Consider the following 14,188-nt stretch of genomic DNA (forward strand, 5'->3'; position numbering starts at 1 on the left):
ATCGCTTCGCGATCCGACCTCTCCCATTGGGAGAGGTGAAGTGAGTTCGCGGCAACGTTCGTAAACCGACTACCGCCCCATCGCGTCGAAACGTTTGCGCTGCTCGTCGGTGAGCGAGGCCGAGAACTGGTTCAGGGCCACTTCCATTGATGTCGCCGCATAGTTGATGGCCGTGAGCCGTCCGCTTGCCGCATCGAGACGCGCCAGCGGATCGTCCGGCGTCGGCTGTGCGCAGGCGGCCATCAGATACTGGTTCATGCCGCCGGCGGTACGGCCGAGCATCTCCACCGAGGCTTTCTGTTGCGGTGTCGGACGGACGGACTGCTGGATCGGCCGCATCAGCCGCTCGTTGAGATCGGCCTGCTGCGCGCAGCCCTGGCGATTCATCGGGTTGTCGCCCGGCTTGCCCTCCGCGCGAACCTTGTCCGGCGCGACACGGAATTTCGCCTTCTGTTCGTCGGTGAGCATGTCGTAGAAATTCTTGGCCGCGCCGCGGATGACGATCGTGGCGTTCTGCACCGCCCACAGCCGTTGCACCGAGGTCTCCAGCCTATCGGCGGGAGTGGCCGCGTCGCTTGGCCGGCACGCGCCGGCGCGAACGGACTTGGCGGCGTTGGTGATCGCGGTCTGCAACTGGTCGAGTGCGCTACGTTGCGTGGCGTTCAATTCCACGGTCCGTTCGATGTCGGCCTTGGGCCAGTCCTTGCGCACGCGCGTCTCATCGCAATCGGGGTCGACCGAGGCGACGGCGCTGCCGGTCGTGGTCGGACGGCGGTCGGCACTGGCGGCGGCCGGCCCGCGTTCGGGTTGCTCGAGAACCGCAGTCACGATGTCCGAGAAACCGTGCTGGCGAAAATCCGCCTCGTATTCGTTAGGCCAGAAGGTGTAACCGATCACGTCTTCATAAGCGCCCGGCCAGGAGCGGGGGCCGACGGTACCGAGGCCGACCGCTTCCTGTTCGCTCGGCGCGCGCGAGGCGGTCCCCTCCTGCGCCGGCCGGCCAGCGCTGCGATGCCGTGCCGGCGGATGCGGCAGCGCGTGCCGCAGTGGCGCCGTGAGCCTGTTGAGCAGGGCGCGGGGATCGAAGGGGAATTGGGCCTGCGCCGTTGTCGGCAGCAATGACGATGCCGCGAGGAGGCCTGCCACCATTATTGCAGAACGCCGCATGGCTATCCGTCGGCCGTGGCCGACCTCCCTGGATGTTGTAACCCAGGGAATAACGGGTGCGGTACGGCTAGGGTTCCCGCAGGCGCCCTCGCGGCGCCATGCGGTCACATTTCCGGCATCAGCCGGCTTCGGCCATGTTCGTCGTCACGGTGTGCTTCGCCGCGGCCGGCTGGGTCGTGCGGATCTCGTCCAGCTTCGCCTGCACGTGACGCGAGAACATATATTCCGCGGGCCGGGCCTGATCGAGCCGCACATCGGGGGCCATCGGTCCTTCGGTGCGTACGCCGCGCAGCGCGACGACCGCCGCCTTCAGCGGATGCGCCACCGCGTCGCGCACGGCCGTGGCTTCGAAGCCGGAGTGGACCATGCAGTCGGCGCACTTCTCGTAGTTGCCGACGCCGTAGGAGTCCCAATTGGTCGACTCCATCAACTCCTTGTACGTCTTGGCGTAGCCTTCGCCGAGCAGGTAGCAGGGCTTCTGCCAGCCGAACACGGTGTAGGTCGGATTGCCCCACGGCGTGCAGTGATAGGTCTGGTTGCCGGCGAGGAAGTCGAGGAACAGGCCGGACTGGCTGAACGACCACTGTTTGGCGCCATTGCCGCGCTTGAAGATGTTGCGGAACAGCGTCTTGGTCTTTTCACGGTTGAGGAAGTGCTGCTGGTCCGGCGCGCGCTCATAGGCGTAGCCCGGCGACACCGTGATGCCGTCGACACCCATCGCCATGACGTCGTCGAAGAACTTCGCCATCCGCTCCGGATCGGCGTTGTTGAACAACGTGCAGTTGATGTTGCAACGGAAGCCCTTGGCCTTCGCCATTTTGATCGCGGCGACGGCGCGGTCGTAGGTGCCCTGCTGGCACACCGACTTGTCGTGATCTTCCTTGTCGCCGTCGAGATGCACCGACCAGACGAAATAGGGCGAAGGCTCGTAGTCCTTCATGCGCTTCTCCATGAGCAGCGCATTGGTGCACAGATAGACGAATTTCTTGCGGGCGATGATGCCCTTGACGATCTGCGGCAGTTCCTTGTGCAGGAGCGGCTCGCCGCCGGCGATCGAGACGACCGGCGCGCCGCAATCGTCGACCGCCTTCATGGCGGCGTCGAACGAGACGCGTTGGTTAAGGATCTCGTCCGGATAGTCGATCTTGCCGCAGCCTGCGCAAGCCAGGTTGCACCGGAACAGCGGCTCGAGCATCAACACGAGCGGATAGCGTTTGCGTCCGGCCAACTGCTGCCGGACGACGTAGCTACCCACAATCAGCTTCTGCAAAAGTGGAATGCCCAAGACTACCGTCCTTACCGATTTTGCTCGCGTTCTTGACGTCGAGAAGCTCGACGGGAACACGGAACTGCATATTTTCCTCGCGGCCCGGCAGGGTGGTCACTTCGATGGGCGGTGCGATGCGGCCCAGCGCATCGATCGCATCCATCACCATGACCTCCGGGGCCGACGCGCCCGCCGTAATACCAGCGATTTTGGCGTTTTGCACCCATTCAGGCCGAATTTCATCGCCGTTGGCAATGAGATAGGTCGGAATGCCCGCCTCCAGGCCGATTTCGCGTAACCGGTTGGAATTGGAGCTGTTTGTCGCGCCGACGACGAAGATGACGTCGACGATCTTACTCAGTTCGCGCAGGGCCATTTGGCGATTTTGTGTCGCATAGCAGATATCCTCCGTTCCCGGGCCGACCACATCGTCGAAATGCCGGTAGAGGGCGGCAATGATGTCGCGGGTGTCGTCCACGCTCAAGGTCGTCTGCGTCACATAGGCAATGGGGGTGTCGGTCGGAAGGTCCAGCTTCGCGACGTCCGCCTCGGTCTGCACAAGGAGGACCTCGCCCGGTATCTGGCCTAGGGTGCCCTCGACCTCGGGATGGCCGGCATGGCCGATGAGCACAACCGTCCGGCCTTTGCGCAGGTAATGACGGCCCTGGGTGTGCACTTTCGAGACCAGCGGGCAGGTGGCGTTGAGCACATGCAACCCGCGCTCGGCGGCCTCGGCTTCGACCGTCTTGGCGACGCCGTGCGCGCTGAATACCGTGACGCCGCCGGAGGGCACTTCGGACAGCTCTTCGACGAAGCGGGCACCGCGCGCCTTCAGCGCGTCCACAACCCATTTGTTGTGCACGATCTCGTGCCGCACATAGACCGGCGGGCCGTATTTCTCGAGCGCGCGTTCGACGATTTCAATGGCTCGGACGACGCCGGCACAGAAGCCGCGCGGTTGAGCGAGGACGATCTTCATTAGGCGTTTCCGTTGCTGCTGCCGGAGCTCTGGAGGGCCTCGGCCATCCGTCGCTTGCGTTCGGAGACGCCGCCGAATGCCGAAGAAACCGCAACATCCGCACTCCGAGCGATCATCGGCTCGCTCTTCTGGCCAAAGGCAGCGAAAACCTTGGAGACGATGCCGTTCGCATCGAGACCGGCTTTCGCATACATGGCCGGCGGGGAGTCATGATCGATGAACTCGTCCGGCAAGACCATGCTGCGCACCTTGAAGCCGGCCTGATCGAGCGCGCCGGCATCGGTGAGATACTGCAACACATAAGATCCGAAGCCGCCGATCGAACCCTCTTCAATGGTGATCAGCAGCTCATGATTCTTGGCCAGCCGGTTGAGCAGATCGTGATCCAGCGGCTTGGCGAAACGTGCATCGGCGACGGTCGTCGAAATCCCGTGCGCGGCGAGGACATCGGCCGCCTTCAGACATTCGGCGAGACGACCGCCGAGCGACACCAGCGCGACCGTGTTGCCTTCGCGGACGATGCGACCGCGACCGATCTCCAAAGGCTGACCGCGTTCGGGCAGCGGCAGACCGATGCCGTCGCCGCGCGGATACCGGAAGGCCGACGGACGGTCGTCGATCGCAGCCGCGGTCGCCACCATGTTGGCGAGCTCGACCTCGTCGGCTGCGGCCATGATGACGAAATCCGGCAGGCAGCCGAGATATGTCACATCGAACGACCCCGCATGCGTCGGGCCGTCGGCGCCGACAAGACCGGCGCGGTCGATCGCGAAGCGCACCGGCAGGCGCTGCAACGCGACGTCGTGCACGATCTGGTCATAGGCGCGCTGGAGGAATGTCGAATAAATCGCAGCGAAGGGCTTGAAGCCCTGGGTGGCGAGGCCCGCCGCGAAGGTGACCGCGTGCTGCTCGGCAATGCCGACATCGAAGGCGCGGTCGGGAAAGGCCTTGGCGAAGACATCGACCCCGGTGCCGGAAGGCATAGCCGCGGTGATCGCGACGATGCGGTCGTCCGCCTGCGCTTCCTTCACCAGATAGTCGCCGAACACCTTGGTGTAGGACGGCGCGGCTGACTTGGTCTTGTTCTGCTTGCCGGTGGCGACGTCGAATTTCACGACGCCATGATACTTGTCGTTGGACGCTTCCGCCGGTGCGTAGCCTTTGCCCTTTTGCGTGCGGACGTGCACGAGAATCGGACCAATGTCGGCTTCGCGCACGTTCTCCAGGATCGGCACGAGCTGGTTGAGATCGTGTCCGTCGACCACGCCGACGTAATAGAAGCCGAGCTCCTCGAACAGCGTGCCGCCCGTGACGAAACCGCGCGCCAGCTCTTCCGCCTTGGCGGCGCGATCCTTCAGAAACGTCGGCAAATGCTCCGCGACTTGTTTGCCGATATCGCGCAGCGACATGAAGGTCGGGCTGGACAGCAGCCGCGCGAGATAATTCGACATCGCGCCGACGGGCGGCGCGATCGACATCTCGTTGTCGTTGAGGATGACGATGAGACGGCGGCCCATGGCGCCGGCATTGTTCATGGCCTCATAGGCCATGCCGGCCGAGATCGCCCCGTCACCGATGACGGCGATGACGTTGTTGTTGGCGCCTTTGAGGTCGCGGGCCACCGCCATGCCGAGTCCGGCGGAGATCGAAGTCGACGAATGCGCGGCGCCGAAGCTATCGTACTCGCTCTCGGAGCGCTTGGTGAATCCGGACAATCCGCCGCCCTGACGGAGCGTGCGGATGCGGTCGCGCCGGCCGGTGAGGATCTTGTGCGGGTAAGCCTGATGGCCGACGTCCCAGATCAGCTTGTCGTTGGGCGTATCGAACACATAGTGCAGTGCCACCGTGAGCTCGATGACGCCGAGGCTCGCGCCCAGGTGGCCGCCGGTCACAGCCACCGCATTGATCGTCTCGGCCCTCAATTCGTCTGCAACCTGCTGGAGGTCATGTGCATTGATACGGCGCAGATCGGCAGGACTCTTAAGAGAGTCGAGCGTGGGGCGAGGTTGGGTTACATCGAAGATCCCGGTGGGTACGGTCATTCAGGGGCCACCTCGAAAATAGCGCTGTGGGAGAAATGATTGACCCTGAACAACGCCTACACTGGCTCCTCAGGGAGCCGTCGCGATTGCCTCAAAAAGGGCTTTCGAGCAGGGATAATTATGGGCAGTCGCAAAGGTTCCCGTCCACTGCTCATTTCTGGTGCTGTTTTACCCCTCCGGCTCCTCGGCAATTTAGAAGAAGGCACGTTTAATGCTCGTTTCCACGGTTCGCGGCTTGGTCGGTCTTTGCACGCGATTTTCCTGGTTTGTCATTGCTTTAGGCGTGCTCGCCGCGATCGGCAGCGGGGTCTATACGGCCAAGCATTTCGCCATCAATACCAATATCGATACGTTGATCTCACCAACGCTTGACTGGCGTCAGCGCGAGGCCGCGTTCGAACGCGACTTTCCCGGGCATTTCCAGTCGACTTTGATCGTGATCGATGCGCCGACGCCCGAACTTGCGAGCGCGGCGGCGGGGCTGCTCGCGCAAAAGCTGAGCGAGCAGCCGAAGCTGTTTGAATCCGTCGACAACCTCAGCGGTAACGAATTTTTCGCCCGTAACGGTCTGCTGTTTCAGCCCACCAATGACGTCGAGCAATTGACCGATGGCATGTCGCGCGCGGCGCCGCTGATCGGCACGCTGGCCCGCGATCCCAGCCTGCGCGGTCTCACGCGCGCGCTGTCGTTCGGCTTGGCTGCGGTGCAACAGGGCATGTCGAAGCTGGACGACATGGTCCGGCCGATGTCGATGGCGTCGGACACGCTCGACAATGTGTTGGCGGGGAAGCCCGCCGTGTTCTCCTGGCAGGAATTGCTCAGCGGCCATAAGCCGACGGTCAGCGAAACGCGGCGTTTCATCGAGGTCCGGCCGGTGCTCGATTTTTCCGCGCTGGAGCCGGGCAAAGTCTCGAGCGATGCGATCCGCAAGGCGGCGGCCGATCTTGATCTTTCCGGCAAGTACCAGGCGCGCGTGCGCCTGACGGGGCAGATCCCGATGGGCGACGAAGAGTTCGCCACGGTGCAGGAAGGGGCATTGATCAACGGCGCTGCCACGGTCGTTGTGGTGTTGGTGATCTTGTGGCTGGCGCTGAAGTCGGGACGCATCATTCTCGCCGTCTTCGTCAACCTCGTCATCGGCCTCGCCATTACGGCTGCGCTCGGCCTGATGATGGTGGGCGCCTTGAACGTGATTTCGGTTGCCTTCGCGGTGCTTTTCGTCGGCCTTGGCGTCGATTTCGGCATTCAGTTTTCGGTGCGATATCGTTCCGAACGGCACGCCGTTCCCGACTTGCGCAAGGCGTTGAGCCTCACGGCATCCGAGGTTGCGGTGCCGCTGACCCTGGCCGCCGTCGCGGTCGCTTGCGGTTTTCTGTCGTTCTTACCGACGGCCTATCGCGGCGTCTCTGAGCTCGGCATGATCGCGGGTGCGGGCATGATGGTCGCGTATCTCACGAGCATCACCGTGTTGCCGGCCCTGCTCACGGTGCTCAATCCGCCCGGCGAGCCCGAGGAAATCGGCTATCGTGCGTTGGCGCCGGTCGACGATTTCCTCAGCCGCCACCGCGTCGGTGTCGTCGCCGGTACGATCGGTGTCGCGGTCGTCGGCGCGCCGCTCCTGTACTATCTGACCTTCGATTTCGATCCGGTACATTTGCGCAGCACGCAGACTGAATCGATCTCGACTTTGCTCGACGTCCAGAAGGATCCGAACGTCAACTTCAACTCGATCAATGTCATCGTGCCCTCGCTCGATCGCATGTCGGAAGTGGCGGATCGGCTGCGCAAGCTGCCGGAAGTGTCGCGCGTTGCCACCATCGACAGCTATGTGCCGCAGGATCAGGAGAAAAAGCTCCAACTTATCAAGGACATGGATGACCAGATCGGTTTCCTGCTGCGCGATCCAGCACCGCGCAGCGGCCCAAGCGATGCCGAGAATGTCGCCGCCTTGAATGCCAGTGCCGACCAGCTCAAGGGCATGGCCGGCGACGCCAAGGGACCCGGCGCCGATGCCGCCAGGCGGCTGGCCGCCGATCTCGTCAACCTCGCCAAGGCGGACAAGGCGACGCGGGATCGGGCGCAGGACGCATTCGTGGTGCCCCTCCAGGTGAGCCTTGCAGGCCTACGTGGCTTCCTTGGCGCGCAAGCGGTCACGCGCGCCAATTTGCCGGACGGCCTCAAGCGTCAGTGGGTGACGGCCGACGGCAAGAGCCGCGTGGAAGTCTTTCCAAGCGGCGACGCCAATGACACCGAGGTCTTGCGAAAGTTCGCGCGCGCGGTGTTGACCGTCTATCCCGAGGCGATCGGTGGTCCGGTATCGATCCTGAAGTCGGGCGAGACGGTGGTCTCGGCCTTCATCCATGCAGGTCTTTACGCGCTGCTGTCGATCGCCATTCTGTTGTGGATCGTGTTGCGCCGGTTCGGCGACATGCTGCTCACGCTGGTGCCCTTGGTGCTCGCCGGCGTGGTGACCTTGGAGATCTGCGTGCTGATCGGCATGCCTCTCAACTTCGCCAACATCATCGCCTTGCCGTTGCTGCTCGGCGTCGGCGTCGCCTTCAAGATCTACTACATCACCGCCTGGCGAGCGGGTCAGGGAAACTTGTTGCAGTCGAGCCTGACCCGCGCCGTCATTTGGAGCGCGCTCACGACGGCGACCGCGTTCGGCAGCCTGTGGCTGTCGAACCATCCGGGCACGTCGAGCATGGGCAAGCTTCTGGCGTTGTCGCTGGTGACGACGCTCTGCGCGGCGGTGCTATTTCAGCCGGCGCTCATGGGTGCTCCCCGGGACGCCGACAAGAGCTGAGCAGATTTCCTCAGCCGGTTGCGTCTGCGGCGAGTGTTCGGTCGGCGTGCCGGCGGCGGAGCGGGCGCCAGGCGCCGGCTTCGCCGGCCCGCCGGATCGCGCCGCCGGTTTGCCTGGCTTCTGGCCCGGCGGCGGCGCGCCGGGCGTGCTGGTAGCCTGATCCGGCGTTGCCACGCGGGTCCAGTTCTCGCCGCCGCACAGGAAGCCGAGCACGCAGCCCTGTACCTTCAGCTTGTCCTGATCCAGCAGGCTGATGCTTGCAGAATAGGTGCGGCCGTCCTGCGAATTATAGATATCGCCGCTCCACTCGTTCTGATTCGACGGCTTCATGCCGATGAGAATCGGCATTCCGAGTGTCGGACGGCTGCGCAATTTAGGGTCGGGATTGTTCTTGTCTATGCCGCCAGGTTTCTGCTCGGACGCGACCACGCCCCAGAGATCGCCGTTGCAATCCACGATTCGAATGGTGGCGTAGCCCTTTTCGACCATCCACTCGCCGGTGGGATCTGGCAAAGGTGCCGCCGCTGCGGCGCTCACGCTGAGGGTCAGGGCGGTCGCAAGCGCCCAGGAAAACTTGTTTATTGCCCCGCCGGGGGCCGCCAAAGGTAGAATCGTGTTCGGCACGGGTATTCGCCCTTTTGCTGATTTGCTTGCGTCTTAAACGTCGAAATCGGCCAAACGACGACAAGGCGTCGTGATATTCTCGGTCGTCCGCCGGAGATTAGCTGCGATGGTTCGCCCCGGGAACCATCCGCAGCACCCGGCATTTGTAAGCGTAAGCCCCGGCCGGCGAGTACAGACCGAAAGTATGGATCAATCCGATATCGATTCGCGCATGATGCAGCGCTGCATCCAGCTTTCGGCCACGGCAACGACAACCGGCGAATTCCCTTTCGCCTGTGTCATCTGCGAGGGTGACACCGTTGTTGCCGAAAGCACCAATTTGGTACGGCAGGACGGTGACATCACGCGGCATGCCGAGCTGGTCGCCATTTCCGAGGCGCAGAAGGCTTTGGGGCGTAAGCGGCTATCCGGATGCACACTGTATTCCAATATCGAACCGTGTCCTATGTGTTCGTTCCCCATCAGAGAGTCGCGTATCAGCCGGGTCGTCTACGCGATCCGTTCCCCGAAAATGGGGGGTGCCTCGCGATGGAATATCCTGCGGGACACCGAGCTTTCCCGTGTCATGCCCGAAGCCTTCGGCCCGGTGCCCGAGGTCATATCCGGCTTCATGGGGCGGGAGGCCGCCAAGGTTTGGCGAACGTGGAATCCGCTGATCTGGGCGATCATCGTGCGGCGCGGCTGTTTTGCGCACGCGCCGGAAGTCGATGGCGTCGAAACGTTGAGCGCGATTCCGACGCCGCATGGGTGGCTGCGGTCCCTCCTGCGACTCCATAATACGTGAAGGACATGGTGACATGAAACGGTCAGTGGTTGCGTCTGCGCTTTTCGTCTTGCTGCCGGTCGCCGCGCTTGCGGTGACAAGCCCCTTCGAACGCCTGGCCGGCACGTGGTCGGGCAACGGCACCATCGAGATGGCGGATGGCAACCGTGAGCCGCTTCGCTGCCGCGCCGCCTATGACGTCCTGAAGGACGGCATGAACCTGCAGCTCAACCTGCGTTGCGCCAGCGAGAGTTACAATTTCGATCTGCGCAGCAGCGCCGACTACGAGCGCGGCAGGGTGACGGGCGTTTGGAGCGAATCCACGATGAACGCCGGCGGGCAGCTCAGCGGCCGGGCCGAAGGCGATCGCATCCGCGTGGTTGCGAACAGCCAGGCCTTTACCGCCGCGCTGACATTGGTGACGAATGGCCAGCGGCAGACCGTGCAAATCCAATCGCAGCAGCCGGATTCGCGCATCAAGGGCGCGACCATGACGCTCAGCCGCAACTGACGCCTTCAGCGCGCCCGCCGGCCGGCCAGAGTCCGGTGCTGGAAGCGGCGCGCGACCTGGCTTAGGTACATCGCCACCGGCCGCAGGATAAACAGGTCGGCGAACAGTGCGGCGATCATCGAGAACGCCGACAGCCAGCCGAACAGCCGCAGCGACGGCAGGCTCGAGAACACCGTCATCGCCAATCCGCAGGCGAGCACCGCCGAGGTAAGGATCAAAGGCGGGCCGACCAGAACGGTGGCCCGTTCGACGCCGACGCTGGCATCGGCGTCGATCGCATCTTCGATCTGTAGTCGATTGAGGAAGTGAATCGTCGCGCTGAGGCCCAGCCCGAACGAGACCGTCAGCGCGATCACGCTGGCGAATTGCAGGCCGAGCCCCAAGAGCCACAACAGGCTTCCGGCCAGCACGATCGGGAAGATGCCCGGCAGGATGCTGACCAGCATGACGATCGGGGACTGGAAGGCGAGGCCGATGAAGGCGGCGACGAATACAATTTCGATCGTCAAAGCCTGGCTCAGCCTGTCGATCATGATGGCGCTGTTGCGCGCGGCGATGGCGGACAGGCCGGTGACGGCGATCTTGTAGCCGGGATATTTGGCGCGCACGGCATCGAGCTGCTTGTCCAGCGTCTGGATGACAGGGAGCAACTTGCTGGCATCGACATCGGGCACACGGCCGCTGACGATGACCGCGTCCTGCTTGGCCGAGATAAAGCGGCGTGTCAGATACGACGGCAGCAGATCGACGTATTCCTTCAATGTAGCGACATCGGACTTCTGCAGCTTCTCCGTGAGCCAGCGCCGCAGCGTTTCCAGCGACCAGACATTGCCGACGCCGGCCTGCCGCTGCACGGCCGCGTGCACGTCCGCTATCGCAGCCAGCGTCTCGGGATCGTAGAGCGATTTACCGGCCGGCAATTCGATCAGCACATCGATGGGATTGGCGCCGGTGAGCTTTGCGTCGAGCCGCTGGCTCGCGGCGACGGCCTGCTCGCGATCGGGCACCTGGTCGGCAAGGCGATAGCGCGGCACGAGCTGCGTGTAGCCGGCGGACAGCAAGCCGACAGCCACAAGGGCGATCAGACTGTAAAGGCCCGGGCGGCTGACCATGCGCACGGCGATCCATTCGCAAACGCGCCGCAGAACGTCCAGCGCGCGATCCATGCCGCGCATGCTTTCGGCGAAGCGCGCCTCGTGGCGGATCAGCAGCAGCCCGAGCAGCGGCACGAGCACCAGCACCGTCACCATAGCGACGACGACCGCGATCAGCCCCGCTTCGCCGAAGGCGCGGATCAGATCGGAGCGCGAGAATGTCAAGGCGATGAAGGATATGGCCGCGGTGGCGTGCGTCAGCACGCAGGCCGGTCCGACGACGTACAGCGCGTTGCGGAAAGCCGTCACTTTGTCTTCGCCGGCGATCAGACGGTCGCGCGCGGCGAATGTGAGCTGCATGCTGTCGGAAAAGCTGATGACCATGATGAGCGGCGTCATCACGTTCAGGAACATGTTGAGCCTGAAGTCGAGCCAGCCGAGCGCACCCAGCGCCATCAGGATGGCGGCGAGCGGCGGCGCGGCGGCGATGATCATGAACGACACGCGCCGGAAAAACAGGATGGCGATGAGACAGCCCGCGGCGAAGCCGAGCGTGTTGTAGATGAGGCGGTCGCGCTCGATGGCGTTGCGGATCTCGAGCTGCATCACCGGCACGCCGGACAATTGCTGGTTCAGGCCGCTGCCGGCGAGATCCTTGTTCACCGTCTCGCGCACCTCGCCGATGATATTTGCCAACTTGCCGCCGTCGACGGCGGCCGGATCGAGCGCCAACACCATCAGCGTCAGCCGCCCGTCATCCGAGAGCAGCTTGCCGTGGATGATCTCGTTCGCCATCACGCGGTCGATGAGGGCCTTATAGGCTTCACCAGAGGGTAGCGGTTGGGGAAAGAGCGGCGCGGGCACGCCGCCGTTCTGCGGCGGTTCGCGCGCGGAGAAGATCGAGATCAACCCGCGGGTGCCGTCGACCAGTTGCAGATCGATGGCGAGGTTGCGCAGTTTCTCGAGTGAGGGCCGCGTCAGCAACGCGCCGCCATCGATCACGACGAGCACGTCGTATTCGCTTGCCGGAAAGCGGCGCGTGACCTCCTCATAGGTTTGGTATTCCGGCGTGTCGGAGCGGAAAAGCTGGCTCAGCGAGTCATCGACCTTCAGTCGCGCGAAGCCGACCGCGCCGGCCACGAGCAGCAATAGGAAAACCACGGCGGTCGCGAGTGGAAACCGGAGTGCGACAAAACCCATGCGCTCGAGCCCAAGCGCGAGTTTGCGTGGCACGGCGGCCGGCAGGCGCTCGCCGGGGGCAGGCGATGATGGTTTCGGCGGTTGAATGGGGAGCGGCCTGTGGTTTCGGGTCCCGCGCCGGGAACTAAAAACGGGGTACGGCCGTAAACGCGGTGAGGGGCACAAAGTTCAGCGCTGGCCCGCGGGCAAAATTCGCTAGCAAAATCAATTTTGTGCGCTAGAGTGCCGGACGCAAAGCGCCCCCGTCGGGCAGCCGCATTTGCCGCCAATGCGCCGGTAGCTCAGCTGGATAGAGCACCAGACTTCGAATCTGGGGGTCAGGGGTTCGAATCCCTTCCGGCGCGCCAACTCAGATGAACGTCACGACTCGGGAAGGGGTAGCCACGGAAAGGTGCGGTCTCACGCTGCCTCTCGCGTAGCTTGCGGGAAGATATCGGGCGAGGGATGCGCGCGTGTCAATTGGTTGGAGATGTGAGCGCGCATTTGGTGATGAGCCGTCCGACAGACTTATGAGGCGCACGTGACTGACCGTCCCTGCATCTCCCGGCGCCTAGCCGACCGGCACGGGAAACGTGCACAGGATATATTCGGCCATATGTTGCGACGGGGCGGCGGAAATTTTCGCAGAAACTGGACCGCGTGGTCTACACATGCGGCGGGTCGTCGCGGAAGAACGACTCGACGAGTGACGATCCGGCATTGGTCGGATCGAAGGCATGCAAGCCGAGCTCATCGGATAGCGCCTTAAAGGCGGTAAGGCCGCGCACGGAGTTGCCGTTCCGATCGAGGCGCGGCGAGTACGTGCCGATACCAAGCTGGCGGTTTACGATGCCGAGAATGCCGCCGCCGACGCCGCTTTTAGCCGGAACGCCGACATCGAATGCCCAGTTGCCGGCATAGTCGTACATGCCGCAAGTGAACATCACGGCGAGCGTGTCGCGCACGGCGCTGACATCGAAGACCTGCTTGCCGGTGAAAGGATTTTCACCGAGGTTGGCGAGGGTGGCGCCGATGGTGGCCAAGCTCAACGTATCGACGTCGATCGAGCATTGACGGAAATACAGGTCCACGGCGTCCTCGCAACGATCACTCAGAGCGCCCATGCCGAGCAGCAGGTGCCCGATGGCCCGATTCCTGTGCCCGGTTCGAGCTTCCGAGAGATAGACCTCTTCATTGAGCTCGAGCGGCCGCCCCGCGGCCTCCGAAAACCGGGTGAGTATGAAATCGAAGGCGTCTCGCCCAAGTTCGTCGCGCAGGATTCCGGCGACGGTGATGGCGCCGGCATTGACCATCGGATTGTAGGGCCGGCTCGTACGGGGGTCGAACTCGATGGCGTTGAATGGGTCGCCGCTCGGTTCGACGCCCACACGTGCAAAGACATCCCGCCGGCCCTTGATCTCCAGAACGAGGCAATAGGTCAGCGCCTTTGAGATCGATTGGATCGTGAATTTGGCGTCCACGTTGCCGAACGAATACAGCTTGCCGTTTGCCGTCGCGATCGCCACGCCAAACTGATCCGGATCGGCATTGGCAAGCCCGGGGATGTAGGAGGCCAGCTCGCCACTATTATCACCGATCACTAGCGCATGGATGTTGCGTAGAAGTTGATCGACGTAAGACCCGGTTGGGTGGCCGCTTGTCTCCATACAATTCGTTCTCCGTACAATTCGTCGCTGGGAGCGACGTTGTTCACCCCCGCGAGGTGCCGCATTCGCGCCGCTTGGTGTTGTTCATG

At 63.4% G+C, this 14,188-nt stretch carries 9 protein-coding genes, 1 tRNA gene and 1 pseudogene; 4 read left to right on the forward strand and 7 right to left on the reverse strand.

All coding sequences use genetic code 11. The annotated features are described in order from the left end of the window. Nucleotides 1–69 precede the first annotated feature (69 nt). The 4 genes and pseudogenes from DW352_RS21890 to dxs form a co-directional block, all read right to left on the reverse strand. Nucleotides 70–1,167 (reverse strand): Spy/CpxP family protein refolding chaperone, encoded by a 1,098-nt coding sequence (locus DW352_RS21890; RefSeq protein ID WP_115693317.1) that lies wholly within the window; start codon nucleotides 1,165–1,167, stop codon nucleotides 70–72. A gap of 118 nt (nucleotides 1,168–1,285) precedes the next feature. Continuing rightward, nucleotides 1,286–2,452: an adenosyl-hopene transferase HpnH gene (gene hpnH, locus DW352_RS21895; protein WP_115693318.1), complete on the reverse strand. Its 1,167-nt coding sequence runs from the start codon at nucleotides 2,450–2,452 to the stop codon at nucleotides 1,286–1,288. Next, nucleotides 2,415–3,413 (reverse strand): 4-hydroxy-3-methylbut-2-enyl diphosphate reductase, encoded by a 999-nt coding sequence (gene ispH / locus DW352_RS21900; RefSeq protein ID WP_115693319.1) that lies wholly within the window; start codon nucleotides 3,411–3,413, stop codon nucleotides 2,415–2,417. Before ispH ends, hpnH begins: the two co-directional genes overlap by 38 nt. 125 nt (nucleotides 3,414–3,538) lie before the next feature. Beyond that, a pseudogene (gene dxs / locus DW352_RS21905) lies at nucleotides 3,539–5,455 on the reverse strand (1-deoxy-D-xylulose-5-phosphate synthase); the annotation flags it as partial. Between the two features lie 211 nt (nucleotides 5,456–5,666). Here dxs and hpnN point away from each other — a divergent pair. Beyond that, complete coding sequence (gene hpnN, locus DW352_RS21910; protein WP_115693321.1) at nucleotides 5,667–8,261, forward strand: hopanoid transporter HpnN; 2,595 nt, start codon at nucleotides 5,667–5,669, stop codon at nucleotides 8,259–8,261. Here hpnN and DW352_RS21915 read toward each other — a convergent pair. Continuing rightward, complete coding sequence (locus tag DW352_RS21915; protein WP_245434214.1) at nucleotides 8,211–8,885, reverse strand: DUF2147 domain-containing protein; 675 nt, start codon at nucleotides 8,883–8,885, stop codon at nucleotides 8,211–8,213. The two genes, hpnN and DW352_RS21915, sit on opposite strands and share 51 nt — an antisense overlap. Before the next feature lie 184 nt (nucleotides 8,886–9,069). On the opposite strand from DW352_RS21915, the gene DW352_RS21920 reads away from it, so the two are divergent. After that, a complete protein-coding gene (locus DW352_RS21920) occupies nucleotides 9,070–9,669 on the forward strand; it encodes a nucleoside deaminase (protein WP_162827120.1) in 600 nt (199 codons plus the stop codon). 13 nt (nucleotides 9,670–9,682) lie between these two features. Next, complete coding sequence (locus DW352_RS21925) at nucleotides 9,683–10,159, forward strand: hypothetical protein (RefSeq protein WP_115693324.1); 477 nt, start codon at nucleotides 9,683–9,685, stop codon at nucleotides 10,157–10,159. Between the two features lie 5 nt (nucleotides 10,160–10,164). Here DW352_RS21925 and DW352_RS21930 read toward each other — a convergent pair whose 3' ends face one another. Continuing rightward, the gene (locus tag DW352_RS21930) at nucleotides 10,165–12,453 is read right to left on the reverse strand and encodes an efflux RND transporter permease subunit (protein WP_115693325.1); all 2,289 of its coding nucleotides are present in this window, start codon (nucleotides 12,451–12,453) and stop codon (nucleotides 10,165–10,167) included. Nucleotides 12,454–12,723: 270 nt separating this feature from the next. Here DW352_RS21930 and DW352_RS21935 point away from each other — a divergent pair. Further along, nucleotides 12,724–12,800: transfer RNA gene (locus tag DW352_RS21935), tRNA-Arg, on the forward strand. A 297-nt stretch (nucleotides 12,801–13,097) separates the two neighbouring features. Here the strand turns inward: DW352_RS21935 and glsA are convergent. After that, nucleotides 13,098–14,099, reverse strand: coding sequence for a glutaminase A (gene glsA, locus DW352_RS21940; RefSeq protein WP_115693326.1), 1,002 nt, complete (start codon nucleotides 14,097–14,099; stop codon nucleotides 13,098–13,100). Nucleotides 14,100–14,188 lie beyond the last annotated feature (89 nt).

The organism is Pseudolabrys taiwanensis, assembly GCF_003367395.1.
Lineage (GTDB): Bacteria > Pseudomonadota > Alphaproteobacteria > Rhizobiales > Xanthobacteraceae > Pseudolabrys > Pseudolabrys taiwanensis.

Bases quoted from the DNA above. Each gene is read 5' to 3' on its own strand.
- DW352_RS21890 (WP_115693317.1), bottom strand. From the start codon at position 1,167: ATGCGGCGTTCTGCAATAATGGTGGCAGGCCTCCTCGCGGCATCGTCA.
- ispH (WP_115693319.1), bottom strand. From the start codon at position 3,413: ATGAAGATCGTCCTCGCTCAACCGCGCGGCTTCTGTGCCGGCGTCGTC.
- hpnN (WP_115693321.1), top strand. From the start codon at position 5,667: ATGCTCGTTTCCACGGTTCGCGGCTTGGTCGGTCTTTGCACGCGATTT.
- DW352_RS21920 (WP_162827120.1), top strand. From the start codon at position 9,070: ATGGATCAATCCGATATCGATTCGCGCATGATGCAGCGCTGCATCCAG.
- DW352_RS21925 (WP_115693324.1), top strand. From the start codon at position 9,683: ATGAAACGGTCAGTGGTTGCGTCTGCGCTTTTCGTCTTGCTGCCGGTC.
- DW352_RS21930 (WP_115693325.1), bottom strand. From the start codon at position 12,453: ATGGGTTTTGTCGCACTCCGGTTTCCACTCGCGACCGCCGTGGTTTTC.
- glsA (WP_115693326.1), bottom strand. From the start codon at position 14,099: ATGGAGACAAGCGGCCACCCAACCGGGTCTTACGTCGATCAACTTCTA.